Below are 24797 nucleotides of genomic sequence, written 5' to 3'. Positions count from 1 at the left end.
TGTCCTGCTGCGGGCGCGAGGAGCAGCTGATGGACGAAGCCTTGAAAGCAAAACCCTCGCCTTGGCATGAAGGAGAGCTGACATTGCAGCGCTCCGTCGGGGCGGTCGACATGATGGCCAGCGTCGGCCAGCGGCAACTGGCGCGCACCTGGATGCCGGACCAGCATCGCGAGTTCTACGCCCAATTGCCTTTCGTGGTGTTGGGTGCGGTGGATCGGCAAGGCGACGTATGGGCGACCCTGCGCACCGGTCAGCCCGGCTTCATGAATTCGCCCGACCCGCAGACCTTGCACATCCACTGCGAACCGCAGCCCAACGACCCGGCCCAGGAAGGCATGGGCGAGGGCGATGCCATCGGCATGCTGGGCATCGAGCTGCACACCCGTCGACGTAACCGCATGAATGGCGTCGTACGCGGTCAGCTTGAGCAAGGACTGGATATTTCCGTTAGCCAGGCCTATGGCAACTGCCCTCGCTACATCAACCTGCGCCAGTATCACTTTGTCGACGAGCAGGCGCTCGCGCCTCGGCCATTGACCGCGACGGACCCGTTGGTCCGTCGGCTGGTGACGGCGGCCGATTCGTTTTACATCGCCACTTATGTCGTGCGCGACGGCGAGCGGCAAGTCGATGCCTCCCATCGCGGCGGCAAGCCAGGGTTCGTGCGCATGGACGAAGACGGGTCGCTGACCGTTCCCGACTTTTCCGGGAACCTGTTCTTCAACACCTTGGGCAACATCCTGCTGAACCCGCGTGCGGGCTTGGTGTTCATCGATTTCCAGACAGGCGACCTGCTGCAAATGAGCGGTTCGGCGCAAGTCCTGCTGGACGACCCGCAAATTTCGGCGTTTCAGGGCGCCGAGCGGTTGCTGCGTTTCACCCCGCAACGCATCGTTTACCGGCCGGCGGCCATCCCGTTGCGCTGGAAAGACCAGGACGAGGGCGACTCGCCCAACTCGCTGATGACCGGCAGTTGGGAGCACGCCGCTGAACGCTTGCAGGCCGAGGCCTTGCGTACCCACTGGCGTTCGCTGCAGGTCACGCGGGTGGTGGATGAAAGCCCCAGCATCCGTTCGTTCTACTTGCAGGCGAGCGACGGGGCGGGTTTGCCACGGTTCGAAGCCGGGCAGCATTTGCCCGTGCGGGTCCTTCTGCCAGGGCAGAAAACGCCATCGATCCGCACGTACAGCGTGTCCAGCGCGCCGTCGGATGATTTCCTGCGCATCAGCGTCAAGCGCGACGGCACGGTGTCGTCCCACTTGCATGACCAGGTCCAGGCGCTGCATGAAATCGAGGCGCGCGCCCCCCAGGGCCATTTCACTGTTCAGCCCACCGAGCGGCGCCCCTTGGTGCTGTTGGCGGCGGGGGTCGGTATCACGCCGCTGCTGTCGATGTTGCGGGAGGTTGTTTACCAGGGCCAACGCATCAGCCGCATGCGCCCGGTCTGGCTGGTACAAAGTGCGCGCACCGTGGCCGACCTGGCGTTTCGCGAGGAGCTCGACGAACTGGCGGCGCGCGCCGGGGACAGGCTGCGGATACTGCGCGTGGTCAGCCAACCGGCCCTCGACGTGAATGTCGGTGAAGGCTACGACTTGGCGGGCCGGATCGACGTGGAGCTGCTCAAGCGCCTGCTGCCCCTCAACGACTACGACTATTATTTGTGCGGACCGGGCGGCTTTACCCAGGCGCTGTATGACGGATTGCGGGGCCTGCGCATCCCTGACGACCGCCTGCACGCAGAAACTTTCGGCCCCTCCACGCTAGTGCGCGACATCGAAGTCAGCGTGCCCGCAGCCGAGCAAGTGCCCGCCGCGAGCGACGCGGTGAAGGTCCTGTTCGCCAGCTCCGGCAAGGAAGCGCGTTGGGAGCCGGGCAATGGTTCGCTGCTGGAGCTGGCCGAGGCGCGCGGATTGAACCCGGAGTTCAGTTGCCGTGGCGGTTCCTGCGGCACCTGCAAGACCCGCTTGACCCGTGGCCAGGTGCATTACCTGACCCAGCCTGCGGAGCCGGTGGCCGAGGACGAGGTGTTGATCTGCTGCGCGGTGCCGGCGCAGGGCAGTGAAACCCTGGTGCTCGACATTTGACGCGAATGCCGGCGCGCTGCATCCCGCTGAGGCCGGATGCGGCGGTCGACTCTTTCGTTGGATGAAATGCTGGATTGTAAAAGCTGGTTATTCCGGTGCCTGGCAAGGGAGTAGAGGATAGCGCCATCGACGCGATTGCCGCTTCGAGCCAACAGTACGGAGTACGTCATGCCTGAGAAAGCGATCAAACTTTATCGCCACCCCTTGTCCGGTCACTCCCATCGCGTCGAGCTGATGTTGTCCCTGCTGGGCCTGCCGACCGAGTTGATATTCGTCGACCTGATGAAGGGTGAGCACAAGACCCCGCAATTCCTGGCCATCAATCGTTTTGGCCAGGTGCCGGTGATCGATGACAACGGCACCGTCCTGGCCGACTCGAACGTGATCCTGGTCTACCTCGCGGCCAAGTACGGCAAGGGGCAATGGCTGCCGGACGATCCGCTTGCCCAAGCCAAAATCCAGCGCTGGCTTTCGGTGGCCGCCGGCCAGATCAACCAGGGCCCCGCTAACGCGCGGTTGATCACCGTATTCGGTGCAGGTTATGACGCGGCAGATGCCATTAAGCGCTCCCACGCGCTGTTGCAGGTCATGGAACAGGAATTGGAACAAAGCAAGTTCCTGGCAGGTGACCAACCGAGCATCGCTGACGTTGCCGCCTACACTTACGTGTCACACGCACCGGAAGGCAACGTCTCGCTGAGCGACTACCCGCAGGTCCGTGCGTGGCTGGGCAGCATCGAAGCGTTGCCGAATTTCGTCGGCATGCAACGCACCGCCAAAGGCTTGCAACAGGTTTGATTCCGGAGCCAGGGGCGAGCGCCGCAATTCCTCGCGGCACGCCCCATCCCGCTGCACTTGAATTTCTTCAACCCAGGCTGAGTCGCCCATGGATCGTTTCCAGGAAATGCAGGTTTTCATGGCTGTTGCGGAAGAAGAAGGCTTTGCCGCGGCCGCACGCCGGCTGCGCATCTCGCCCCCGAGCGTGACGCGTGCCATCGCCGGGATGGAAGAGCGCATCGGAACCCAACTGCTGTCGCGCACCACCCGCAATGTGCACCTGACCGAAGCGGGGCAACGCTATCTGGAAGATTGCCGGCGAATCCTGGGCGAACTCGACGAGGCCGAGGAGGCGGCTGCCGGCAGCTATTCGATACCGTGCGGATACCTGACGGTCACGGCACCGGTGCTGTTTGGCGAGTTGTACATCGCGCCGCTGCTTACCGATTACCTGGACCAGTTCCCGTCGGTGCATCTCAACGCCTTGTTGGTCGACCGCGTGGTCAACATTGCTGACGAAGGGATCGACGTGGCGATACGCATTGGCCATTTGCAGGAAACCAACCAGCACGCCATCAAGGTCGGGGAGGTCCGGCAGGTGATCTGCGCGGCGCCTGCCTATTTTCAGCGACATGGGACACCCAGGCACCCCGAAGAGTTGAGCCAGGCCAATATCGTCATGTCTTCGGCCAGCCACTTGCTCAGCGACTGGCAATTCATGGCGCAGGCAAAGCCGTTGAACCTGCGTTTCGAGCCGCGCCTGGTGGTCACCGCCAATCAGGCCGCGATCAACATCGCCTGCCAGGGCTGGGGCGTCACTCGCGTGCTGTCCTATCAAGTCGCCAGGCAGGTGGCGCAGGGAACGCTGGAAGTGGTGCTCAAGGAATTTGAACTGCCGGCGTTGCCGATTCACGTGGTGTATCAAAAGAGCAACCGGATACCCGCCAAGGTCCGCACGTTTGTCGATTTCCTGACGGACCGGCTCGGGAGCGACGCCACGCTCAAGCCGGTCGCCAAAGGTAGCGCTTGATGGGGCGATATCATGAAATGCTGATGTTTCATGCGCTCTCGCAGTGCCCCAGCCTCGCCTCGGCGGCCCATCGTCTCAACGTCTCCGGTCCCACCGTGGTCCGTGCCATCGCTCGCCTGGAAGCGCGGCTCGGGGTGCAGCTGTTGCAGCGCAGCACACGCGGGGTGGTGCTGACGGAAGCCGGCGCGGGCTTCATGGCCGATTGCTCGCGCATTCTCAAGGGCATCGACGATGCCGAGGCTTTGGCCAAGGGTTGGCATGTCCAGGCGCAGGGCAATCTGACGGTCTTGTTGCCCTTGCTGTTCAGCCGCTACGTCATGTCCCCGCTGCTGGCCGGCTATATGGATCTGTATCCGCAGATCAAGGTGTTTGCCCACTACCATGATCGTTTCCCGAACATGAGCGAAGAGGGGCTGGATGTGGCAGTGCTGGTGGGCCGGTTACCCAGTTCTTCATTGATCGCCCGACCGGTCGGCAGCGTTCGTTCGATCGTCTGCGGCAGCCCTGGTTACCTGGCGATTCACGGTGAGCCCGAAGTGCCGCAGGACCTGCGCAATCACCGATTGATTGCCGCGCAAGCCAATCAGGACAGGGTCCGCTGGTCCTTCCAACAGCAAGGCGAGACAAGTTGCATCAACGCTCGCACGCGGCTCAGTTGCGCCACGCTCCAGGCCGCCATCGATGCCGCAGCTCATGGCGCGGGGTTGACCCGTTGCCTGAGCTACCCCTTGTACGACTATTTGAACAGCGGCCAATTGCGCAGGATCTTGCAACCTTACGAGCCGCCCTCGCTGCCGGTCCATGTGGTTTATCGGGAAAGGCGCAAGGCGCCAATGCGGGTACGCAGCTTTGTCGATTACGTTGTCGATCGCCTGCGTGAACACCCGGCCATGCGGCCCGATGCGGCATTTTTTGGTTAGATCCCGCGTCGAACTTTTCCTGGCGCCTGGCCGTAGATGTCCTTGAACTTCTTGCTGAACGCGGCCTGGGATTGATAGCCGACCTGCACCGCAATATCGCTCAGCCCCAGGTGTGAGTGGCTCAGCAGGCCGAAGGCCAGCTCCATGCGCACCTGCGTCAATAGCACCCACGGCGAGGCGCCGGCCACATTGACGAACGCGCGCATGAAACTGGCGCGGGACATGTTGGCGATGTCCGCCAGGCCTTGAATGGTCCATTCATGCGCCGGATCCGCCAGGATTGCCTGCCAGGCCCGGCCCAGGCGCTTGTCGCCGAGCAGGGCCAGCGCGCCGCTGTCCTGGCCCTGGCTGGCCAGGTGCGTGCGTAAAATCAGCGTGAACAGTGCCTGGGTAAGTGCGTCGAGCAAGAAACGGGCGCCGACTTTATCGTCGTCAGCCTCCTGCCGGATCACCCCGACCAGCGCCGATAACGGCCCGTTGGCCGGCCCCGCGCCGCTGGGAATCACCAGGTAATCGGGCAGGGATGCGAACAGCAGCGAAGCACGGTTGTAGTGAAAGCCACCGCACAGCATGTCCAGTTCCGGGCTGGCGCCGCCGATGCGATGAATCGGCAGCGTGCCACCGGTCACCTGCTTAGGAGTGCTCGGCGGCACGCTCTTTCCGGGGCTGTGCATCACGTGCCGCGCGCCGCGGGGCAACAGCAGAATGTCACCGGCGCGCATGGGCAGGCGCTGCCCGTCGGGAAATTCCACCCGGCACTCTCCCGCCAGCACGATGTGATAGGGCGCCGTGCCCAGGGCCTGCTGTTCATGGTCCAGGGCCCAGTCGCCCTCGAACTGGCAACGCAGATCCAGGCTGCCGCGAACGTTGGCCAGGCTGATGAGTTTATCGATTGCATTCATTTGAGCGTTTCGCAAAAAAAACTGAGCGCATCGGACAAAACCTTCCCGCGCCAGGATGGAAAACTGAGGGCGTTGAAACAGTACACCCAACCCACTCAGGAGTTAATGCCATGTTCCATAACTGGTCCGATTTGTTGTCTTCCGTCAAGAAAGCCTTTGGCGCTCTGGGCCGCAGCAACCCCAAAATGGTCAAGGCCTACATGGCCCTTGGGGAAGCCGCCAGCGAAAACAATGTGCTCGATGCCAAGACCCGTGAACTCATCTCGATTGCCGTGGCAGTCACCACCCGCTGCGATGGTTGTATCGCCACGCACACGGACGCCGCCATCAAGGCCGGCGCCAGCCGCGAGGAAATCGCCGCCGCCCTGGCAACCGCGATTTCGTTGAACGCCGGCGCGGCCTACATCTACTCGCTGCGTTCGCTGGAGGCGTATGACACGCTGAAAGAACAGGCTTGATTTCCACGCCCTGCCAAGCCCCGGCCCTTTAAAGGTTCCGGGGCTTTTTGTTTGAAGAACCATTGCTTCCCTGCGGGGCCTAACGGCAGAGCCTATCGTTTGGATGTTCACGTATGGAAAGTTACCCGGTTTACACGATTGGTCACTCCACCAAGACCCTCGACCAGTTCGTGGATATCGTCAAAGGTTTTAGCATAGGGATGATTATCGATGTCAGAACGGTCCCCCGGTCCCGGACCAACCCGCAATACAACCTCGATACGTTTGGACAACAGCTGGCTAATGTGGGAATCGGGCATGAGCAGATTGCCCAGCTCGGTGGACTGCGCAAGAAATCCCGGACGGTGGGCGATGAAGTCAATTCGTTCTGGGACAATCGCAGCTTTCACAACTACGCCGATTACGCGCTCTCGGATGAGTTTGAAGAAGGCCTGGATCGCCTTTTGGAACTGAGCAGAACCCAGCGTTGCGCGATCATGTGTGCGGAGGCGGTCTGGTGGCGCTGTCACCGCAGGATCATCGCGGACTATCTGTTGCTTCGCGGTATCGAGGTCATCCATATCATGGATAAGGACAAATCGACCAAGGCCGTGCTGAATCCTGCCGCGAAGGTGACTGGGTTGAAGCTGACTTACCCTGCAAGCTAGATCAACTGGCTTGCGATCGTTTCGCCTGCCGCGCTTCCGTGCGCACCACCAGCCAGATCCCCATGCCCGACACCGCCATGCCGGCCACCATCTGCCAGGAAAGCGGCTCGCCGAACATGGCCCAGGCCCAGAGCATCGTAATCGGCGGGCTGAGGTACAGGACGCTGGCGACCCGAGTGGCTGTCGCGCGGCGCAGGCACATCCAATACAGCCCATAACCGCCCATCGTCGATAATCCCGCGGTCCACAATACGCTCAGGGCAAAGCCTGTGGTGGGAAGGGGCGCGAGACTGCCTTGGGAACCTTCGATGACAGCGAAGGCGATACCTGAGACGCAACATTGCAGCCACAGGTTGGGCAGCAGCTCCATTGATTCGGAGGGCGCCAAGTGTTTCTGCCAGAGAGTCGCGACGGCGAGCGAAAGCATGCCCAGCAGTGGCAGGCCATACGCCCACAACGGGGCATCGCCCCAGGCCAACGCGCCGTGGGTCACCAGCGAAACGCCCAGCAGACCGATGAGCAGGCCCACCCAGACCTGCCAGGCCAGTCGTTGTCCAAGCACGCCTGCGGTCAACAGCGCCAGGCACATCGGCAGCAGATCGGCGACCAGCGCGGCCAGGCCCGCGGGCACGCCGAGGGCAATCCCCTGGGTGATGCCGGCCAGATACCCCGCCATGGCCAGCAGGCCGATGCCGGCATTTTTCAGCAAGACGCCAGGTGAGGTGCGCCGGAGTGATTTGGCGACGAAGGGAAACAGAACGAGCGTGACCACGACGCAGCGCCAGAACACCACCAGCAACGCCGGGGCGTAATCGAGGGAGAACCGCGCACCGACGAACCCTGAGCTCCAGGCCAGGAGCAAGGCGGCTTCAAGCAAAGGCAGGGGAAGCGCCCGGCGCCAGTCAGCACGGTAGAGAGGGGGGCAAGACAGCGATTTATTCAGGTCCATGGCCTCAGCCTACGAAACCTGTGTAATCTGATAAATCAAAATAATCTGCATCAATTATTCACGAAGATTAAACCATGCCGGCCATACTCGATATTGATCTGATCCGCACATTCCACACCGTGGCGCGCATTGGCAAATTCAGCGCGGCGGCGCAATTGCTGCACAAAAGCCCGGCGGCGGTGACCGTGCACATACAGCGGCTGGAAGTGGTCGCCGGCGGGCGCTTGCTCAACCGCGACAATCAGGCTGTTTCCCTGACCGCGCTGGGCAAACGGCTGCTGGTGGCCACGGCGGAGTTGCTCAGCACCCATGACCGAGTGTTGGCCGACCTGCAGGGCACCCGCCTGGCCGGGCGCATTATCCTCGGCGTACCGGACGAATACGCCGACCATGTCATCCGCGACATTCTCCCGACCTTCACGGCTGCGTGGCCCAACGTGGTGCTGGAACTCAAGACCGCGCCGAGCTACGCGCTGCGCGACCTGGTACAGCGCGGCAAACTCCAGGCGGCGGTCCTTACCCAGCCCAAAGGCGAGCCGAGCGCAGAGGCTCAAGTGCTGGTTTCCACCACACCCGTCTGGGTAGGTCCCGCCCATGCCGCAGTTGCCTCGATGGTGCCGTTGCCACTGGCCGTTCACGCGGCGCAGTGCCCTTATCGGCAAGCGATGATCGAGTCCCTCAGGCAAAGCGGACGCAAGACTCGCATCGTCCTGGAAAGCCCCTCCAACCAGGCCGTCAAGGCGTGCGTGGAAGCCGGCCTGGCGATCAGCCTGATCGACCGCGCCCGGGTGACGGAGGCGATGCGGATTCTTGAGGGACTGCCTGCCATCGCCGAGCATGAAGTGGTGTTTCTACGGTCGCAGGCCTCGCACGCCGACGAAGCGGTGGACTTGCTCTGCCACGCCATGGCGCAACGTTTTCGCTTGTAGCGCCGACAACGCTGCGTCGTCGACGGTTTGGAGAAGGGCACGACTTGCCGGGTCAAAGCGGTCCGAGCTTGAGCGGGTACTGGATCACCACATACAGCCTGTCGATATCATCGCCGGCCTGGGCGCTGTTGGCTCGATGGGTGACGTGGGACAGTTGCACCGACAAATCCTTCGCCGGACCGGACTGCACCACATAGTGCAGGTCCAGGTCGCGCTCCCAATGACGGCCTCCAGCCCGTTGTTGTGGCTGATAGGTGCCGCTGTCAATATCGAACGGGTTGTAGGCGCCGCCTTTCGGAGCATGACTGCCGTCTATCCCGCGTCCGGTCACATAACGGGCCATGAAGCTCAGGCCGGGAATGCCCAGGGTCCCAAGATCCAGGTCATACCGTGCTTGCCACGACCGTTCGCCCGGGCCATTGAAGTCGGCGTATTTGATCGAGTTGGCCAAGTAGATGGAGTCGCCGCCGACAAAATCGAAAGGCGTGTCGCCGTGGATTTTCTGATAGGCCAGGGTGAATGCCTGGGCGTTGATCCGGTATTTGCCGGACAGGCTATAGGCGGTGGTATCGATGGCTCCAGCCGCTGCCTCGCCCTGATCGCGGGTGTGATACAGGTTGCCGTCGAGGAACAGGCCGCCGAGCGTCGTATGGACATTGCCGTAGTACTGGCGCCACGTATCGCTCAATTCCGAGGCGTAGAAGGCGCCGCCGGTAGCCTGTCCGGCGAGCAGGTCGGCGCCGATGAAGTCGATGTCGTGGTTGCGCGTCGTGGCACCGTAGCCCGAAAAATCACCTTTGCCGGTCGAGGCGTCCTGGTTCTTGAAAGCATAAAAATGGCCGGCCTGCACATCGATACCTTGGATTGACTGGTTCGACAGAAGCCAACCGCTGGCGTACTCCGGTTGCAGGCGCTTGTCTGCGGTGTCGAACACCGGAGTCGCCACGGTCATTTCGCCCACCGCCAGGGTGGTTTGTGCACTGCGGAACTTCAGCGCACCGCCCGCGCTGGAATAGCGCGCCTCGCTGCGACCGTCCTGGTCCAGCGGCAGCAATCCGGTCCCGGAATGCCCTTTGCCACCGTCCAGTTTCAAACCGAGAAAACCATGGGCGTCGATACCTACACCGATCGTGCCAGGAGTGAAACCGGACTCGAACGATGCGATGAAACCCTGGGCCCATTCCTGTTTGTAGCTTTTGCCCGTCGGGTTCTCGGTACGGTAGTCATTGTTGAGATAGAAGTTACGGCTGAGCACATCGAGCGTTGCCCCCTCAAGCAAGCCAGGGGAATCTTGGGGGCCTTCCTGCGCCAGCGCCGACGCGCTGCAGGAGGTGAGCAGCGCAAGGAACCAGAGCGGCTTCAGGGAGACGGGCACGGGGTCGGGCGCGAAGACGTTGTTTGGTGCAGTTGGCAGCATGCTTCCTTTCCCGCGTGGAGAGTGACTTTCAGATCAAGGTCGCCATTCTTGATGGCGACGCGCGGGCGAGCGAGTTAATCGTTGTTAATTGCGCTTGGGCGAGGGAGGGGAAATCGAGCAGGTGAACACCGAGTACACCCGCCTGGCTGCAGCCGATGCGGATGACCCTCGTTGCGGTATCGTGGAAAAGGGGCGGTATATCCCGCCCCTCCTTACTTTTTCACGCCGACAATGGCGGTGTGCGAGGCGGGACCTGCCGCTTCGAGCCAATCGATTCGAACGCCGAGGCCAACTGCAACAGCGTCGAATCGTCGTAGGCGCGACCGGCGAACGTCAGCCCGACGGGCATGCCGATGTCTGCCATGACGCCCATCGGCACGGTGACGGTGGGCACGCCCAGGTGGCGAATGGCGAGGTTGCCATTGGCGACCCAGACGCCGTTGCTCCAGGCAATGTCGGCGGAGGCCGGGTTGACGTCCGCATCCGCCGGCCCGACGTCGGCGACGGTCGGGAAGATCACCGCGTCCAGGCCAAGCTGCGCCATCCAGTCCTCGAGATCGATTCGGCGCGTTTCTTCAAGGCCCCGCAAACCGTCAGGCAATGTCGGAATCTGGTCCCAAGGCGTGATGCCGCGCTGGGCCATCTTCACGTATTCATCCATGCCCGCGGCAAGGTCATCCTCGCGGTTGGGCAGGGTGCCGGGGTCGTGGGGGAAGATTTGCGGCCCGTCGACGTCCGCCAGGCGGTTGAGTTTCGGATCCCCGTTGGCCCGCAGGAAATCATCGAAGGCCCAGGCCGACAGGTCCCACAATTCATGGTGCAAAAACTCCTTGGATACCAGGCCACGGGTGTACACCGTCGGTGCGCCGGGTCGATCGCCCTCGCAGTTGGACACCAGCGGGAAGTCCACTTCGATCACTTTAGCGCCACAGGCTTCAAGGGCCGCACGAGCCTCTTGCCACAGGTCGATTACCGAGGCGCGGGTGATGATCCGCTGCCCGGTGGGGCCACCGATGCCGGGTTTTTCCGCCGTACCTGCTTCGGGATCGGCATTGATGTACATCCGTGGCACGCCGAGCCGAACGCCGGCGAGTGTCCCTGGATTGCTTGCAAGGCTCAGGTAGGAGGCAGGGCGAACCGAGTCGACGCTGGGAATCGGTACCCAGGGTTGCAGCCGCCACAGGTCACCACGGGTGTCCGGGTCATGGGCCACCACCACGTCCAGCACCTCAAGAAGGTCGGCCATGGTCCGGGCGAAGGGTACGACGACGTCCATCGTCGGCGTCAGCGGCCAGTTACCGCGCACCGAGATCACGCCGCGCGAGGGGGTATAGGCGCACAAACCGTTATTGGATGCCGGGCCGCGTCCGCTCGACCAGGTTTCCTCGGCGAGACCGAACGCCGCGAAACTGGCCGCAGTGGCCGTGCCGGCACCGTTCGAGGAGCCCGAGGCAAACGGCGCGGTGAGGTAGTCGCCGTTGTAAGGACTCTCCGCGCGGCCATATACCCCGCGTTGCATGCCGCCATTGGCCATCGGCGGCATGTTGGTCTTGCCCAGGCAGATCGCCCCGGCAGCACGAAGCCGCTCGATGGTGAACGCATCGCGATAGGCGACCAGATCCTTGAAGGCCGGGCTGCCGGAAGCCGCGGTGAGGCCCTTCACCAGGTAACTGTCCTTGGCGGTGTAAGGGATGCCATCGAGCGGGCCCAGGGCCTGGCCGCTGGCCCGACGCGCATCGGACGCCTGCGCTTCCTTCAAGGCATCGGGGTTGCGCACGACCACCGCGTTGAGGGCAGTGGGGGTCTCTGGGCCATCGTAGGCATCGATCCTGGCGAGGTAGGCTCGGACAAGCTCTACCGCAGTGGTCTGGCCCGATTCGAGCGCAGCGCGCAATTGGGCAATGGAAGCTTCGGTGATTTCGATCATGTTGTTGGCACCGCGGCAGTGGGATAACGAGGAGTTCGGGTTCATTGAGTGGATCCTGACCTATCAGGTCATCTCAACATGGATATTTATCGGTCTTGGCCACTGTACTACGGAAAAGCAGCCAGGGGCAGTTCAGGATTATTTTTCGAACGTGCCCAAATGGGATATCCGTCGCCTTCAGACTTCGTTAAGAAACGGCCTCGATACTTTCTCCCACTAGCCCGGAGAACGTAGACCCATGCCCCATTTCGACTGGAACATCCGCCTGCCGCTGGCCTTTGGTGATGGCGGCCCGCCGGTTCGCCACCTTCACCGGGCCCTGTCGGGAGAGCCTCGGCGAGCAGAATTCGAAGCGTTTATCCAGCAGCGTTTCCGCAAGGTTCACGGCGCCGATATCCGGCACTTCATGCCAGAGCTGTTCGGCCTCGATGACGTCAATGGCACGCTCTGCGCAGTCGCTGGGGTGCGTCGGGCCGCCCAAGGGCCGCTGTTTCTCGAACGTTATCTGGATGAGCCCATCGAGCCTTTGATCAATGCTGCCGCGGACCGTCCTGTGGATCGCGCCGGCATCGTCGAGGTTGGCAACCTGGCTGCCAGCGACACAGGCAGCGCCCGGCTGAGCATCATTGCGATCACTTATTTGCTGGCCATGGGCGGCCTGGAGTGGGTCGCGTTCACCGGCAACGCCGGGCTGGTCAACAGCTTTCATCGCCTCGGCCTCAAGCCCGTGACCCTGTGCCCGGCCGACCCGCAGCGCCTGGGCGAGGATCGTCACCTTTGGGGCCGCTACTACGAGAGCCAGCCGTGGGTCCACGTCGGAAACATCCGCGCCGGCTTCATTCATTTGCGCAATATCGGTCTGTTCAATCGCCTGGGGCTCTTGCCAACTCACGGGGAGACCAGCCATGTCGCCTGAAATGCAACTGTTCAAGCGCACCCTGCGCGGGCACGCCGAGCGTCGAGGCCACGCGGTAGCGCTGTGGGGCGATGGCTCTCAGCTGGACTACGCCACGCTTTATTCCGAAGTGATGTACCGCCAGCAACGCTTGCGCGATGAGCAGGTTCGCGTCGTCGCCCTGGCGTTGGACAACGGCATCGAAGCCATCCTCTGGGACTTGGCCGCGCTCTTCGAAGGACTGCCCTGTGTTCTCCTGCCCGGATTTTTCAGCCAGGCCCAACGCCGCCATTGCCTGGAGCAGAGCCAGGCCGAGCGGGTGATTGCCGAACCGGCATATGCAGAGGAACTCCAAGCCGCTGGTTACCAGCAAAGAGGCGAGTTCTGGGCGCGTTGCTTCGACGAGCCGAGCCGCCTGCCGGCGGGTACCGCCAAGCTGACGTTCACCTCCGGCACGACCGGCACGCCCAAAGGCGTCTGCCTGGCCGCCGACAGCATGCTACGGGTTGCCCGAGAGCTGGAGCAGGCCAGCCAACCGGTCGAGGCAAGGCACCATCTGGCCTTGTTGCCCTTGGCGATTCTGCTGGAGAACCTGGGGTGCTACGCGGCGCTTTATGCCGGTGCGATGCTCAGCCTGCCCAGCCAGAAGACCCTCGGCATCCAGGGCGCCAGCGGGGTCGACCCGACGCGCCTGCTGGGGTGCCTGGCCGAACGTCGTGCGCAAAGCCTGATCCTGGTGCCGCAGTTGCTGTTGATGCTGGTGATGGCCGCTGAGCAGAAAGCATTTAACCCGCACACTGTTCGCTTCGCCGCCGTGGGCGGGGCGCGGGTATCCCAAGATCTGCTGCAACGGGCCCAGCGCATCGGATTACCGATATTTGAAGGCTATGGGTTGTCGGAATGCGCTTCGGTGGTATGCCTCAATCGACCACAGGCCCATCGCGCCGGCAGTGTTGGCCAGCCGTTGCCCCATGTGGAGGTACACCTGGCCGACGACGGTGAAGTCATGATCAAAGGCTCGACCCTGCTGGGTTACCTGGGTGAGCCCACGCTTGACGGCCAATGGTGGCCCAGCGGCGACCTGGGCGAGTTCGACGCTGACGGCTACCTCTATCTGCGCGGGCGCAAGAAGCATCAGTTCGTGACCAGCTTCGGCCGCAACGTCAATCCCGAATGGGTCGAAGCCGAACTCACCCAAGGCGGTGACATCGCCCAGGCTTTCGTCTATGGCGAGGCACTGCCCCACAACCACGCGCTGCTTTGGCCCAGCCGCGCCGATTGCTCCGATCATGCGCTGGAGATGGCCGTGGCCAAGGCCAACGCGGCATTGCCCGACTACGCACGGGCCCATCGCTGGACGCGACTGCAGGAACCTTTTACGACGGCCAACGGCCTGCTTACCGCCAACGGCCGCCCGCGCCGTGATGCCATCGTCGAGCATTACCGGGCGCTGCTCATCCCATCCGTTTCGTCCCAGGAGTTCTCTTCATGAATTTTTTCGACACGTTGCAACAAGCCACCGAGCAGGAGCGGCAGACGCTGTTCAATCTGCCGATCATCCGTGATGCCCTCAATGGGCAGGTCAGCCTGGCCAGCTATCGGGCGTTCCTGATCCAGGCGTACTACCACGTACGCCACACGGTCCCGTTGATGATGGCCTGCGGCGCGCGCCTGCCCACCCGCCTGGAATGGCTGCGCAAGGCCGTGTGCGAGTACATCGATGAAGAATATGGCCACGAGCAGTGGGTGTTGGATGACATCGCCGTGTGCGGTGGCGACAAGGAGGCGGTGCGCAACGGCCAACCGTCGCTGCCCATCGAACTGATGGTCAGTTACCTCTACGACTTGATCGCCCGGGGCAATCCGGCAGGACTGTTCGGCATGGTCAACGTGCTCGAAGGCACCAGCATCGCCCTGGCGACCCATGCCGCCGACAGCATCCGCCAGCGCCTGGAATTGCCGCCCACGGCGTTCAGCTACCTCAGCTCCCACGGGTCGCTGGACATCGAACACATGCAGACCTACCGCGGCTTGATGAACCGGCTCGAAGATCCGGCGGACCAGGCAGCGGTGATTCACGCCTCCAAGGTCGTGTACCAGCTCTACACCGACATGTTCCGCGGCTTGCCCCGCGATGGGGGAGCGTGATCATGCGCCTGTGCGATGCCCGTGTTGTATTGACCGGCGCCAGCGGTGGGATCGGACTGGCCATCGCCGAGGCGCTTTGCGCCAGTGGCGCCCGGGTACTGGCCGTCGCCAGGCACCGCGAAGCGTTACAGCCGTTGATCGAGCGCTACCCGCAACACATTTGCTGGGTCGGCGCCGACCTGACCTTCTTGGCCGACCGGCGCAAGGTCCTGGTCGCCGCCGAAGCGCTGGGCGGTATCAACCTGCTGATCAATGCTGCCGGGGTGAACCACTTCGCCATGCTCGAACAATTGGACGATAGCGAGATCACCGCCATGCTGGCGTTGAACATCAGCGCGCCGATCTGCCTGACCAAACTGCTCCTGCCGCTGCTCAAGGCGGCCGACAGCGCCATGGTGGTCAACGTGGGTTCAACCTACGGCTCCATTGGCTACCCCGGCTATGCCAGCTACTGCGCCAGCAAGTTTGCCTTGCGCGGGTTTTCCGAAGCGTTGCGCCGGGAGCTGGCCGATACCCGCGTCGGCGTACTGTACGTGGCGCCACGGGCCACGCGTACATCGATGAACAGTCCGGCAGCCGATGCCCTCAACGAGGCACTGAAAGCCAATGTGGACGACCCGCAAACCGTGGCATCGGCGGTTATCCACGCCATCATCGGCGACCGCCGCGAGCTCTATCTGGGCTGGCCTGAACGCTTTTTCGTCGGCCTCAACAGCCTGCTCCCCAACCTGGTGGACCGTGGCCTGCGCAAGCAATTGGCACTGGTCCGCCGCCTCAGTCATAAACCCGAGAACGAGCACCTCAAGCCATGAAAAAGATTTTTACCTGTCTACTGGTCGCGGCCTTGAGCCAAAGCGTCTGGGCACTGGACGCCGTCGACCAGCAGCGCCTGGGCGACATCCAGCAGCGCTGGGCGCACATTCAATATGAGCTGCCCGAGGGGCAACGTGCCGAGGCCTTCGAGAAGCTGGCGGCGCAAGCATCGCAGTTCAAGCAGGAACGCCAGTCGGTGGCCGAGGCGTGGATCTGGTCCGGCATCGTCAGCAGCGGTTGGGCCGGCGCCCAAGGCGGGATCGGTGCGCTGGGCAAGGTCAAGGACGCCAGGGCCGATCTGGAAAAAGCCCTGGCGCTCGACCCCAAGGCACTGCAAGGTTCGGCCTACACCAGTCTCGGCGCACTTTATGACCGGGTGCCCGGCTGGCCCCTGGGGTTTGGCGACTCGGACAAGGCCGAGCAGTTGCTCAAGCAAGCGTTGCAACTCAACCCCAACGGCATCGATAGCCTGTACTTCTGGGGCGATCACCTCTACCGTCAGAAGCATTATGTTGAAGCCAGGGCGGCCCTGCAAAAGGCCTTGCTGGCAGCGCCGCGACCAGGGCGCGAAAGCGCCGATGCGGGAAGGCGCAAGGAAATCCAGGCGCTGCTGGCCGACGTGGACAAGAAACTCGACTGACAGGAGTATGCGTGCGTTTATTACTGATCGAGGATGACGTGGCACTGGGCGAAGGCATCCGGGAGGCGCTGGTGCGCGAGGGCTATACCGTCGACTGGCTGCAAGACGGGAGCAGCGCCTTGCATTCGTTGCTCAGTGAAACCTTCGACTTGGCGGTGCTCGACCTTGGGCTTCCACGGATGGACGGCCTGCAAGTGCTGCGTCGCTTGCGCGACAGTGGCTCCAACCTGCCCGTGCTGATTCTCACCGCCCGTGATGCCACCGAGGATCGCATCGCCGGGTTGGATGCCGGGGCCGACGATTACCTGGTCAAGCCCTTCGACCTGGCGGAGCTCAAGGCCCGGCTCAGGGCGTTGCTGCGGCGCAGCGCCGGCCGCGCCCAGGCGCTGATCGAACATGCCGGTATCAGCCTGAACCCCGGCACCCAGCAGGTCAGCTACCAGGGCAGGCCAGTGGCATTGACGCCCAAGGAATATCAGTTGCTTCATGAACTGCTTTCACCGCCGGGTCGGGTCATGACCCGCGATCATTTGATGCAGTTGCTTTACGGCTGGAGCGAGGAGGCTGAAAGCAACACGCTGGAAGTGCATATCCACCACCTGCGCAAGAAATTTTCCACCGATCTGATTCGCACCATTCGCGGTGTGGGTTATCTGGTGGAGGAGCGACGATGACTTCGATCCGCCACCGCACGCTGACGTTGATCCTTGGCCTTTTGTTCCTTGGCCTGCTGATCATCACCGTCTTCAATTTGCATGACAGCAACCATGAAATCGCCGAAGTCTACGACGCCCAACTGGCCCAGAACGCCCGCCTGCTGCAAGGCGTCATGCGCATGCCCATGGCCAGCAAGGAGCACGCCGAGCTGTACCAGGCGTTCAATGCGGCGCTGGGGCTGGCGGAGCCCAAGGTCGATGGCCATCCCTATGAAAGCAAAATCGCTTTCCAGGTCTGGAATGCCCAAGGTGCGGTGCTGGTGCATACCTCCAGTGCCCCGTCTTTCAAATCACCTCCAAGTGCCCCTGGTTTCAGTGAGGTGGTCGACCAGAGGAACCATACATGGCGGGCGTTCGTCCTGGACGACGCGCAATACGGCCTGAAAATCTGGGTCGGAGAGCGCGACGACGTACGGGCGGACCTGGTTGATCGCATCGTTCGTCACACAGTGGTGCCCAACCTGATCGGCAGTTTGATCCTGGCCGCGGTGATCTGGCTGGCTATCGGCTGGGGGCTCAAGCCCCTGGTGGATATGGCCGCGAAGTTGCGCGCCCGCCACCCGGGTTCCCTCGAACCTTTGCAAATGATGCCGCTGCCCACGGAACTCGAACCCATGCAGGCGGCGCTCAACCGTGTGCTTGCGCAGATCCAGGAGGTGATGGGGCGTGAGCGACGCTTCATCGCCGACGCCGCCCATGAAATGCGCACGCCCCTGGCGGTGCTCAGGGTACATGCGCAGAACCTGATGGAGGCGGGCAATGAGCAAAGTCGTCGCGAGTCCTTGGAGCACCTGCTGGTCGGGGTTGATCGCACCACGCGCCTGGTCAACCAGCTGCTGACCATGGCACGCCTGGAGCCGCCAGCTGTTGTGCCGGCGCCGGCGCTTATCGATCTACCCGCCACGGTGCGTGCCAGCCTGGTGCAATTGACCCCCTGGCTGTTGAGTCGGGGCCTGGAACCGGTCCTGGACGTTAGCGATGGGATTGAGCCGGTTCGAATCGACCCGGTGTCCATCGACATCGCCCTGAATAATCTTGTGACCAACGCAGCCAATTTTTCTCCGGCCAACGGCACGATCACCGTACGGCTGGCCAAGAAGGAGGATCACTACGAGCTGTCTGTCGAGGACCAGGGACCGGGTATCAACGAGGCCGAGCGTGAGCGGCTGTTCGAGCGATTCTACAGCCGTGGCAATGACCAGGGAGCAGGGCTTGGCCTGACGATTGTACGGACCATCGCGAATCGTCTGGGAGGACGCATACGCTTGGAAAATCGCCCCGAGGGCGGGCTCTGCGCGACCTTGGAAATAGGGCTCCTTTGAGCGAGTTTCCCGTATCACAACGGTTTGCGGGCCCGGAACGCTGCTCAGACAGGCTCCTCGAGTAACTGGGCATAACGAGTCGCTGGTTAAGGCGGGAAGGGACCCCAACGCCGGGTTTCCAGCGCAGTAAACAACAACATGCCCACCAGCATGGCCAGCATGAACATGACGGCTTGCCAATGCCCGGTCAGCAAAATCGCGACGGCGGGTCCGGGACAGATTCCGGCGATGCCCCAGCCGATGCCGAACAGCAGGCTGCCTCCGATCAGTCGAGGGTCGAGTTCGCGCTTGACCGGCAACTGCATCGGATTGCCCAGCAGCGAGTGGGTCCGCTGGCGCGCCCAGGCCAGGGGGGCGATGGCTGTGCCAATCGCGCCGATCATCACTAACGCCAGGGAGGGGTCCCAAGTGCCGGCCAAATCCAGGAAACCCAGCACTTTTTTCGGGTTGGTCATGCCTGCCAGGAGCAGGCCGATGCCGAAGAGGAGTCCAGCGATGAATGCCGTCAATTTGCGCATGATCAACCTCCCATCACATGTCGCAGGACAAATACTGTAGCGAAACCGCTGAGCATGAAACACGCCGTGGCGGCCATCGAGCGTGGCGAGAGACGCGACAGGCCGCATACGCCATGGCCGCTGGTGCAGCCCGAGCCGTAGCGGGTGCCTACTCCGACCAACAGGCCCGCGACAATGAGGCCGAACCAGCCGGTTTGGAACTCGAGTGGAGGCAATGCTGCAAACACGCCCCATAACAGCGGTGCGGCGACCAGGCCCAAGAGAAACAGGGCTTTCTCACCCAGCCCTTCGCCGCCACGCTGCAAGAAGCTGCCGATCACCCCGCTGATGCCTGCAATCCGCCCATTGGCGACGACAAACAGACTGGCCGCCAAGCCGATCAACATCCCGCCGGCAAGGGATGACCAAGGCGTAAAATTGAGCCAGTCAAGATTCATCAGAGTGCTCCGGTATTCGATGGTCGATGTTCACCCAGATTCCCGCAATAAGCACGATCTGTCTGTTGGGTTGGACTCAGTCAAACTGCTGCGGCGCAATCACCCACACGCTGCACGGCATCTTATACAACAGCGCCTCCACGGTACTGCCGATCAGCTTGTGCACGCCGCGGTAGTGCACTCGTCCCATGACGATGACATCGATTTCATGGGTGGCCGCGTAGCTAGCCAGCACCTTGGCCGGGTCGCCCATGATCATGCGTCGCTGTTCAGGGGCGATGCCGTTGCGTTCGGCCAGCGCGTCGAAGGCTTCGCTCTGGGATTCGTAGAGTTGGCGGGCCAGGGTCGAGGAGAAGAACATCGAGCCATTGCCGAAGCCGTATTCGGCGGCGGTCATGGAGGACAGGTCATAGGCGTAAATGACTTCCAGTGTTGCGTCGCAGGTCGCCGCGAGTTTGTTGGCTTCGCTCAGGATCCGGTCGTTGAGGCCTTCGTACTGTCCATCGTGATGGAAGGGGTCGATGGCCGCCAGAATCCTGCGCGGGCGCGCATGGGTGACCTTGTTGACAAAATGCAGGGGCGCTTCGCAATCGCGCAGCAGGTGCACATCCAAAGGCGTGAACATCATGCGCGAGAACCAGGACTCATGGTCCACTGACTTGATCAGCGCATCCATCGGCTGCTCCTTGAGGTGAGTCAGGATCTCCTGCAAGGGTCGCTCGACCCAGGCCACTTCTGTCGTGACTTCAAGGCCAAGGTTACGCAGCGGCCTGGCCTGTTCCTCCAGCCACTGCCGGTGGCGTTCAACGTAGCCCAGGCGCATCTGTTCCAGCGCCTGTTCATTGACCAGGCCGGCCGTCGCCAGGCCTTCAAGGTAGTCGAAAGCGACAATGTGCAGCGCCGCGCCTTTGGCCCTGGCCAATGCGGCCGCCCGGTCGAAGGCAGGGCTGTGCTCCATCAGCGGTGACACGACGAGCATCAAGCGTGGTTGAGTGGACATGACATACCTCCCGGACAAGTACCTGATTGCACCGGGCGACCCTTCGCTCGGCGTGGTGGCTGGCTTGATCATGATCGCCATCGAGCGTGGTCATTTGATCTGCGTCAAACTCCTCTCCAAAGCATGGCATCAGGGGCGGCAGCGGCGGGGCAATAGCGCTATGGTTGCTCATGATCAAGCGTTCCAGGGCGAGAGCAGAGCAGGCCGGGTGTTCTTTCTGGCTGCCGCGACCACCGGAGCCCTCGCCATGGAGCCTTTGCAATGACTGAAACCCTGGCCTTCGCCAATGCCGCCGCTGCGCTGGGGATCGGCCTGCTGGTGGGACTCGAGCGTGAACGGCGCAAGGGTGAGGGGGACCGGCGCGACTCTGCGGGCCTGCGTACCTTTGCCATCACTTCGCTGCTCGGTTACGTCACGGTCCAGGCGGGCGGCCCGGTGTTACTGGGGTTCATGACCCTGGCCCTGGGGGCGCTGGTGACGGCGGCATACTGCAGGAACCTCGACAAAGACCCTGGCATCACCAGCGAAGTGGCGTTGTTCGCGGTGTTGGGATTGGGCGCGCTCTGCGTGAGCGCTCCGGTCTTGGCCACGGCGATTGGCGTGGTGATGGTCGGGCTGCTTGCCAGCCGCCAACCGTTGCACCGCTTTGCCCGCAGCCAACTGAGCGCCGCCGAACTGCGTGACGGCGTGGTGCTGTTGATCGCGGCCTTGGTGGTGCTGCCCCTGGCGCCGGATCGTTTCCTGGGTCCGTACCATGCAATCAACTTGCGCACCATTTGCACCCTGACGGTCATGCTGATGGCGGTAGGGGCGCTGGGGCATGTCGCGGTTCGCACCTTCGGTGCCCGCTACGGCTACGCCCTCAGCGCGATTGCCTCGGGGTTCGCCTCCGCGACGGCGACTGTCGCTGCCATGGGTGACATAGCGGCAAAGCAGCCCGATAACCTCAAGGTCCTGAGCGCCGCGGCTGTCCTGGCCAACCTGGCGACACTGGCTCAAATGACGCTCATTGTCGGTGCCGTTGAACCGGCGCTGTTGCATTGGATGTGGGGGCCGCTGCTGTGTGGCGGTTTGATGACTTTGATTTACGCCGGCCTGCTGATGTTTCCCCTACCGAAGGAATCGTCCGCCAAGCCGATCAAGTTAGGCGGGGCGTTCAGTCTCAAGTTGGCCTTGATGGTCACACTGACCATGACCGGTATCACCGTCCTGTCGTCGGCGATGCTTGATACATTCGGGCAGGCCGGTGTGGTCGTTACCGCCATCTTCAGTGGGCTGGCCGATGCGCATGCCTCCACGGCTTCCATTGCTTCACTGGCAAAGGCCGGCTTGCTGCCTTTTGACGGCGTGACCGTACCGGTCTTGATGGCGTTGAGTAGCAATTCCCTGAGCAAATGTGTGGTGGCTTGGCTCAGTGGTGGGCGAGGCTTCGCTGGGTATGTGGTACCCGGCCAAGTGCTTTTGACGCTAGCGATGTGGGGCGGGGTGCTGTTCCCCAATCTTTGAAACTCGATGATTTCATTTTGATGAAGATCAAGCCTCGTCTCTGGCGTGGGTGCAATGCTGAGGCCTCAATCCTTCAGATGGCAGCCGCCACGTACCGAGGTGTTTCATGTCCCAGACTCAACGTTTATTGCTGGTAGCGCCCGACGCGATGATCCGCACTCCGGCGTTCGATCGAGCCACCGAACTGGCCCTGGCGCTGAACCTGCCCCTGCACATCATCGCGATCGATTATTTGGAACTGCTCTCGGTGGCCGGCCTTTTCGCGCCCGAGCAAGTTAAGCTGGCACGAGAAGGCTATATAGAAACGCACCGGCATTGGCTGTGGCAACAGGCCGAGCTGGCGCGGCGGCATGGTGTTGAGGTTACGAGCGAGGTTATCTGGAGCAAAGACGCCTACCAAGCCTTGCAGCACTACGTCAAAGAGATGCCCTTGGCATTGATCATCAAGGACGCCGAGCCGGAACCGGTGTTGAAGCGAATCTTTTTCACGCCGCTGGACTGGCGCTTGCTGCGCGACTGCCCGGTGCCGGTGCACTTGGTCACCGATGCGCGCCACCCCCGGTTGCGGCGTGTCCTGGCGGCCGTTGATGTGCTGCGCAGCGAGGAGCAGGACCTGGTGTTCAATGACCAGATCGTCGACGCTGCCGTGAAACTGGCCGAGCAGTGCAACGCCCAGGTCGAGTTGCTGCACGCCTTTGACTGGACGGCCGTGTATGCCTCGGACATGGGCATCGGCGCGCTGCCCCTGGCCACCGGGCTCTACGAAGCGTTGGGCCAGGCCCAGCACGAAGTCTTCGAGTCCCTGGCCGAGCGTCACGGGGTTGCGCCGCAGCAGCGCCATTTCATCGAAGGCGCGCCCCTGAACAGCATCTGCAAGTTTGCCGCCGATCAACAGATCGATGTCATTGTCATGGGCACCACGGGGCACCGTGGCCTGGATCGGCGCCTGGGCACGACGGCCGAACTGCTGTTGCAACGGTCACCCTGCAGCGTCTGGGCGATCAAGCCGCAGGCCTGATGGGGTACGCTGCGCGAGGCCGCTCAAGGCCTCGCGTCAGCGTATGAGCTACAGGTAAAGCCGGTGGATGACCTGCCGGGTATCGTCGGGGTCGGAGCGGGTTTCGAATCCCAGGCTATGGGCCAGGTCGCGCATCGGGGCATTGTTGGCGGCGTCGACGGAATACATCTGGTGATAGCCATTCTTGCGCGCTGCCTCGATCAGGTGTTCCATCAGCAATGTGCCCAGCCCCAAGTGCTGCCATGGATCGGCGACGGTCACCGCGCACTCGCATTCGTGTTCGCCCGTTGCGCAATAACGGCTGACGCCTATTTCGATCAACTTGCCGTTGTCGTGGACCAGCGCGATATAGGCCATGTGAGTCTTGCAATCAATGTCCATCAACTGATCGAGCATGGCGGTGCCTGGTTCGTTGATTTGCGCCAGAAAGCGCATGTGGCGGGACTCCGACGAAAGGGCCTTGATGAAGTCATATTCGCGCTGGCGGTCTTCTTCCCTGAGCGGTCGGATCAGTACATGCCTGCCGTCCTTGAGTGCCTGAATCCAATGTTTGCCGCTGATGCGAGCGTACAGGGCAGCAGCGCGTTCGTTGTGGTCTTTGACAGTCAGCATGATGCGATCCTCCATCGAGTGGAAACGTGCGAAGCCGCAGAGAAGCCGCGCATTGGGTTCCGTTTTACCCTCTCGGCAGCGCTCGGTTCTGATCTGGATCAGTGCCCCAGTACCCATCCGTCGATTGCCCTGCTCTTGATATAGATCAAACCGCTCCAGGCTTGGATGGGTGCACGCTGTAGACCACGCCGCAAGGTTTGAACCTGAGGCGAACAAGCCCCTGGAGGTGTGCGATGCGGCAATACCAACGTCTGCTGTTGATCGTCGAACCCGACCTGCATCCCTCTGCCGCCATGCGCCGGGCCTGCGCCCTGGCCAGGGCCAGCGGCGCTGCGCTGCACCTATGCGCCTTCGTCCAGCCGCCACCACGCACCCATCTTTGGGGGGAGAAAATTGACCAGGCGACGGTCGAGCAATATCTGCACCGCTACCGTCGCTGGATGATGGAGGAAGCGTCGATGCTCAAGGAGGAGGGGCTGGACGTGACGACGCACGTGGTGTGGACCACTCATCCGTTGCTGGACATCCTGCGTTATATCGAACAGTTCCAGCCCGACCTGTTAATCAAGGACGTCACCCTCGAACCCTTGCTCAAGCGCGTGTTCGCAACCCCCCTGGATTGTCATTTGTTACGAGACAGTCCGGTGCCGGTGCATTTGGTCAGCCAGGCAGTGCATGGTCTGCCGCGGCGGGTTGTGGCCGCAGTGGACCCTTCGGACCCTGAGGCCAATGCGCTGAACGAGCGCATCGTCCATGCGGCCGGCGCACTGGCTTCGCAATGCGAGGCTTCATTGCATTTGCTGTATGCCTGCGACCTGTCGCCTGCGTTCGACGGCGAAACGTCATTGTTGGCCGGCGCCTGGGATGACGATTTTGCCAATGCGTTGCGCGAATCGCTGCACATGTCATTCATCAACCTTGCTGAACGTTGCGGTGTACCGGCCGAGCGCCGACACTTCGTGATCGGTCTTCCAGTGCCGGTGATCCAGGAGTTCCTGGAGGAGTTCGAGGTGGACGTCGTGGTGATGGGCACAGTGCAACGCACCGGCCTGGAGCGCTTGGTGGGTAGCACGACGGAGCGAGCCTTGTACTCGGTGCCGGGCAGCTTGTTGGTGGTTAGATGATAAGCATG

The 24797-nt window shown here is 62.4% G+C and carries 26 protein-coding genes; 18 read left to right on the top strand and 8 right to left on the bottom strand.

The annotated features are described in order from the left end of the window. The first annotated feature begins 29 nt into the window (after positions 1 to 29). The 4 genes from AD663_RS14375 to AD663_RS14360 all read left to right on the top strand — a co-directional run bounded on the left by AD663_RS14375 (position 30) and on the right by AD663_RS14360 (position 4811). Complete coding sequence (locus tag AD663_RS14375; RefSeq protein WP_053213987.1) at positions 30 to 2084, top strand: pyridoxamine 5'-phosphate oxidase family protein; 2055 nt, start codon at positions 30 to 32, stop codon at positions 2082 to 2084. A 168-nt stretch (positions 2085 to 2252) separates the two neighbouring features. Continuing rightward, the gene (locus tag AD663_RS14370) at positions 2253 to 2882 is read left to right on the top strand and encodes a glutathione S-transferase family protein (RefSeq protein ID WP_053213986.1); all 630 of its coding nucleotides are present in this window, start codon (positions 2253 to 2255) and stop codon (positions 2880 to 2882) included. 88 nt (positions 2883 to 2970) lie between these two features. Then, the gene (locus tag AD663_RS14365) at positions 2971 to 3891 is read left to right on the top strand and encodes a LysR family transcriptional regulator (RefSeq protein ID WP_053213985.1); all 921 of its coding nucleotides are present in this window, start codon (positions 2971 to 2973) and stop codon (positions 3889 to 3891) included. Next, positions 3891 to 4811 (top strand): LysR family transcriptional regulator, encoded by a 921-nt coding sequence (locus tag AD663_RS14360; protein WP_003182019.1) that lies wholly within the window; start codon positions 3891 to 3893, stop codon positions 4809 to 4811. The genes AD663_RS14365 and AD663_RS14360 overlap by 1 nt, the downstream gene beginning before the upstream one ends. On the opposite strand, the gene AD663_RS14355 is transcribed toward AD663_RS14360, so the two are convergent. Further along, positions 4808 to 5713 (bottom strand): AraC family transcriptional regulator, encoded by a 906-nt coding sequence (locus AD663_RS14355; protein WP_003182017.1) that lies wholly within the window; start codon positions 5711 to 5713, stop codon positions 4808 to 4810. The two genes, AD663_RS14360 and AD663_RS14355, sit on opposite strands and share 4 nt — an antisense overlap. 110 nt (positions 5714 to 5823) lie before the next feature. On the opposite strand from AD663_RS14355, the gene AD663_RS14350 reads away from it, so the two are divergent. Together AD663_RS14350 and AD663_RS14345 are read left to right on the top strand one after the other, a co-directional pair. Continuing rightward, entirely contained in the window at positions 5824 to 6171 is a 348-nt protein-coding gene (locus AD663_RS14350; protein ID WP_003182015.1) for a carboxymuconolactone decarboxylase family protein, read from the top strand. Between the two features lie 113 nt (positions 6172 to 6284). Continuing rightward, positions 6285 to 6818 carry a DUF488 family protein gene (locus AD663_RS14345; RefSeq protein ID WP_003182013.1) on the top strand — a complete coding sequence of 178 codons (534 nt, stop codon included), beginning with the start codon at positions 6285 to 6287 and terminating at the stop codon, positions 6816 to 6818. A gap of 1 nt (position 6819) precedes the next feature. Here AD663_RS14345 and AD663_RS14340 read toward each other — a convergent pair whose 3' ends face one another. Further along, complete coding sequence (locus AD663_RS14340; RefSeq protein ID WP_003182011.1) at positions 6820 to 7767, bottom strand: DMT family transporter; 948 nt, start codon at positions 7765 to 7767, stop codon at positions 6820 to 6822. Between the two features lie 74 nt (positions 7768 to 7841). On the opposite strand from AD663_RS14340, the gene AD663_RS14335 reads away from it, so the two are divergent. Continuing rightward, positions 7842 to 8696: a LysR family transcriptional regulator gene (locus AD663_RS14335; protein ID WP_003182009.1), complete on the top strand. Its 855-nt coding sequence runs from the start codon at positions 7842 to 7844 to the stop codon at positions 8694 to 8696. Positions 8697 to 8748: 52 nt separating this feature from the next. Here the strand turns inward: AD663_RS14335 and AD663_RS14330 are convergent, their stop codons facing one another. Together AD663_RS14330 and AD663_RS14325 are read right to left on the bottom strand one after the other, a co-directional pair. After that, the gene (locus AD663_RS14330) at positions 8749 to 10113 is read right to left on the bottom strand and encodes an OprD family porin (protein ID WP_003182006.1); all 1365 of its coding nucleotides are present in this window, start codon (positions 10111 to 10113) and stop codon (positions 8749 to 8751) included. A 220-nt stretch (positions 10114 to 10333) separates the two neighbouring features. Continuing rightward, a complete protein-coding gene (locus tag AD663_RS14325) occupies positions 10334 to 12040 on the bottom strand; it encodes an amidase (RefSeq protein WP_003182004.1) in 1707 nt (568 codons plus the stop codon). Positions 12041 to 12278: 238 nt separating this feature from the next. Between AD663_RS14325 and AD663_RS14320 the strand changes: the two genes are divergently transcribed. Genes AD663_RS14320 through AD663_RS14290 form a run of 7 tightly spaced genes read left to right on the top strand, consistent with a single transcriptional unit; the run spans position 12279 to position 18574 of the window. After that, complete coding sequence (locus AD663_RS14320; RefSeq protein ID WP_053213984.1) at positions 12279 to 12956, top strand: thermostable hemolysin; 678 nt, start codon at positions 12279 to 12281, stop codon at positions 12954 to 12956. Further along, positions 12946 to 14427: an AMP-binding protein gene (locus AD663_RS14315; RefSeq protein WP_003182000.1), complete on the top strand. Its 1482-nt coding sequence runs from the start codon at positions 12946 to 12948 to the stop codon at positions 14425 to 14427. The genes AD663_RS14320 and AD663_RS14315 overlap by 11 nt, the downstream gene beginning before the upstream one ends. Next, the gene (locus tag AD663_RS14310) at positions 14424 to 15083 is read left to right on the top strand and encodes a TenA family transcriptional regulator (RefSeq protein WP_003181999.1); all 660 of its coding nucleotides are present in this window, start codon (positions 14424 to 14426) and stop codon (positions 15081 to 15083) included. Before AD663_RS14315 ends, AD663_RS14310 begins: the two co-directional genes overlap by 4 nt. A 2-nt stretch (positions 15084 to 15085) precedes the next feature. Then, a complete protein-coding gene (locus AD663_RS14305; RefSeq protein WP_003181997.1) occupies positions 15086 to 15895 on the top strand; it encodes an SDR family oxidoreductase in 810 nt (269 codons plus the stop codon). Further along, on the top strand, positions 15892 to 16536 hold the full coding sequence (locus AD663_RS14300) for a tetratricopeptide repeat protein (RefSeq protein ID WP_003181995.1): 645 nt from the start codon (positions 15892 to 15894) through the stop codon (positions 16534 to 16536). Before AD663_RS14305 ends, AD663_RS14300 begins: the two co-directional genes overlap by 4 nt. Positions 16537 to 16547: 11 nt before the next feature. After that, on the top strand, positions 16548 to 17210 hold the full coding sequence (locus AD663_RS14295) for a response regulator (RefSeq protein ID WP_003181993.1): 663 nt from the start codon (positions 16548 to 16550) through the stop codon (positions 17208 to 17210). Beyond that, positions 17207 to 18574 (top strand): ATP-binding protein, encoded by a 1368-nt coding sequence (locus AD663_RS14290; protein ID WP_003181991.1) that lies wholly within the window; start codon positions 17207 to 17209, stop codon positions 18572 to 18574. Before AD663_RS14295 ends, AD663_RS14290 begins: the two co-directional genes overlap by 4 nt. An 86-nt stretch (positions 18575 to 18660) precedes the next feature. On the opposite strand, the gene AD663_RS14285 is transcribed toward AD663_RS14290, so the two are convergent. From AD663_RS14285 to AD663_RS14275, 3 genes are all read right to left on the bottom strand, one after another. Beyond that, the gene (locus AD663_RS14285; RefSeq protein ID WP_003181989.1) at positions 18661 to 19092 is read right to left on the bottom strand and encodes a DUF6691 family protein; all 432 of its coding nucleotides are present in this window, start codon (positions 19090 to 19092) and stop codon (positions 18661 to 18663) included. A 2-nt stretch (positions 19093 to 19094) separates the two neighbouring features. Next, positions 19095 to 19529 carry a YeeE/YedE family protein gene (locus AD663_RS14280; RefSeq protein WP_003181987.1) on the bottom strand — a complete coding sequence of 145 codons (435 nt, stop codon included), beginning with the start codon at positions 19527 to 19529 and terminating at the stop codon, positions 19095 to 19097. A 76-nt stretch (positions 19530 to 19605) separates the two neighbouring features. Further along, complete coding sequence (locus AD663_RS14275) at positions 19606 to 20529, bottom strand: universal stress protein (RefSeq protein ID WP_003181985.1); 924 nt, start codon at positions 20527 to 20529, stop codon at positions 19606 to 19608. On the opposite strand from AD663_RS14275, the gene AD663_RS14270 reads away from it, so the two are divergent. From AD663_RS14270 to AD663_RS14260, 3 genes are all read left to right on the top strand, one after another. Then, positions 20528 to 20794 carry a hypothetical protein gene (locus tag AD663_RS14270; protein WP_033046039.1) on the top strand — a complete coding sequence of 89 codons (267 nt, stop codon included), beginning with the start codon at positions 20528 to 20530 and terminating at the stop codon, positions 20792 to 20794. The two genes, AD663_RS14275 and AD663_RS14270, sit on opposite strands and share 2 nt — an antisense overlap. Beyond that, complete coding sequence (locus AD663_RS14265; RefSeq protein WP_003181983.1) at positions 20791 to 22035, top strand: DUF4010 domain-containing protein; 1245 nt, start codon at positions 20791 to 20793, stop codon at positions 22033 to 22035. The genes AD663_RS14270 and AD663_RS14265 overlap by 4 nt, the downstream gene beginning before the upstream one ends. A 106-nt stretch (positions 22036 to 22141) precedes the next feature. Beyond that, positions 22142 to 23053, top strand: a complete 912-nt coding sequence (locus AD663_RS14260) for a universal stress protein (RefSeq protein WP_003181981.1) — start codon at positions 22142 to 22144, stop codon at positions 23051 to 23053. A gap of 48 nt (positions 23054 to 23101) precedes the next feature. On the opposite strand, the gene AD663_RS14255 is transcribed toward AD663_RS14260, so the two are convergent. Further along, complete coding sequence (locus tag AD663_RS14255) at positions 23102 to 23665, bottom strand: GNAT family N-acetyltransferase (RefSeq protein ID WP_003181979.1); 564 nt, start codon at positions 23663 to 23665, stop codon at positions 23102 to 23104. Between the two features lie 233 nt (positions 23666 to 23898). Between AD663_RS14255 and AD663_RS14250 the strand changes: the two genes are divergently transcribed. Beyond that, positions 23899 to 24789, top strand: a complete 891-nt coding sequence (locus AD663_RS14250; RefSeq protein ID WP_003181976.1) for a universal stress protein — start codon at positions 23899 to 23901, stop codon at positions 24787 to 24789. Positions 24790 to 24797 lie beyond the last annotated feature (8 nt).

This window comes from Pseudomonas sp. Q12-87 (assembly GCF_001269755.1).
Classification (GTDB): Bacteria; Pseudomonadota; Gammaproteobacteria; order Pseudomonadales; family Pseudomonadaceae; genus Aquipseudomonas; species Aquipseudomonas fluorescens_S.
The sequence above is the reverse complement of the archived record's forward strand: the minus strand, read 5'-3'. Positions and strand labels throughout refer to the sequence as shown.

Coding starts and splice junctions, on each gene's coding strand:
- AD663_RS14350 (WP_003182015.1), top strand. CDS start 5,824: ATGTTCCATAACTGGTCCGATTTGTTGTCTTCCGTCAAGAAAGCCTTT.
- AD663_RS14370 (WP_053213986.1), top strand. CDS start 2,253: ATGCCTGAGAAAGCGATCAAACTTTATCGCCACCCCTTGTCCGGTCAC.
- AD663_RS14375 (WP_053213987.1), top strand. CDS start 30: ATGGACGAAGCCTTGAAAGCAAAACCCTCGCCTTGGCATGAAGGAGAG.
- AD663_RS14310 (WP_003181999.1), top strand. CDS start 14,424: ATGAATTTTTTCGACACGTTGCAACAAGCCACCGAGCAGGAGCGGCAG.
- AD663_RS14365 (WP_053213985.1), top strand. CDS start 2,971: ATGGATCGTTTCCAGGAAATGCAGGTTTTCATGGCTGTTGCGGAAGAA.
- AD663_RS14325 (WP_003182004.1), bottom strand. CDS start 12,040: ATGATCGAAATCACCGAAGCTTCCATTGCCCAATTGCGCGCTGCGCTC.
- AD663_RS14285 (WP_003181989.1), bottom strand. CDS start 19,092: ATGCGCAAATTGACGGCATTCATCGCTGGACTCCTCTTCGGCATCGGC.
- AD663_RS14265 (WP_003181983.1), top strand. CDS start 20,791: ATGACTGAAACCCTGGCCTTCGCCAATGCCGCCGCTGCGCTGGGGATC.
- AD663_RS14320 (WP_053213984.1), top strand. CDS start 12,279: ATGCCCCATTTCGACTGGAACATCCGCCTGCCGCTGGCCTTTGGTGAT.
- AD663_RS14255 (WP_003181979.1), bottom strand. CDS start 23,665: ATGCTGACTGTCAAAGACCACAACGAACGCGCTGCTGCCCTGTACGCT.
- AD663_RS14335 (WP_003182009.1), top strand. CDS start 7,842: ATGCCGGCCATACTCGATATTGATCTGATCCGCACATTCCACACCGTG.
- AD663_RS14345 (WP_003182013.1), top strand. CDS start 6,285: ATGGAAAGTTACCCGGTTTACACGATTGGTCACTCCACCAAGACCCTC.
- AD663_RS14280 (WP_003181987.1), bottom strand. CDS start 19,529: ATGAATCTTGACTGGCTCAATTTTACGCCTTGGTCATCCCTTGCCGGC.
- AD663_RS14340 (WP_003182011.1), bottom strand. CDS start 7,767: ATGGACCTGAATAAATCGCTGTCTTGCCCCCCTCTCTACCGTGCTGAC.
- AD663_RS14315 (WP_003182000.1), top strand. CDS start 12,946: ATGTCGCCTGAAATGCAACTGTTCAAGCGCACCCTGCGCGGGCACGCC.
- AD663_RS14360 (WP_003182019.1), top strand. CDS start 3,891: ATGGGGCGATATCATGAAATGCTGATGTTTCATGCGCTCTCGCAGTGC.
- AD663_RS14355 (WP_003182017.1), bottom strand. CDS start 5,713: ATGAATGCAATCGATAAACTCATCAGCCTGGCCAACGTTCGCGGCAGC.
- AD663_RS14300 (WP_003181995.1), top strand. CDS start 15,892: ATGAAAAAGATTTTTACCTGTCTACTGGTCGCGGCCTTGAGCCAAAGC.
- AD663_RS14290 (WP_003181991.1), top strand. CDS start 17,207: ATGACTTCGATCCGCCACCGCACGCTGACGTTGATCCTTGGCCTTTTG.
- AD663_RS14330 (WP_003182006.1), bottom strand. CDS start 10,113: ATGCTGCCAACTGCACCAAACAACGTCTTCGCGCCCGACCCCGTGCCC.
- AD663_RS14305 (WP_003181997.1), top strand. CDS start 15,086: ATGCGCCTGTGCGATGCCCGTGTTGTATTGACCGGCGCCAGCGGTGGG.
- AD663_RS14250 (WP_003181976.1), top strand. CDS start 23,899: ATGCGGCAATACCAACGTCTGCTGTTGATCGTCGAACCCGACCTGCAT.
- AD663_RS14270 (WP_033046039.1), top strand. CDS start 20,528: ATGACATACCTCCCGGACAAGTACCTGATTGCACCGGGCGACCCTTCG.
- AD663_RS14275 (WP_003181985.1), bottom strand. CDS start 20,529: ATGTCCACTCAACCACGCTTGATGCTCGTCGTGTCACCGCTGATGGAG.
- AD663_RS14260 (WP_003181981.1), top strand. CDS start 22,142: ATGTCCCAGACTCAACGTTTATTGCTGGTAGCGCCCGACGCGATGATC.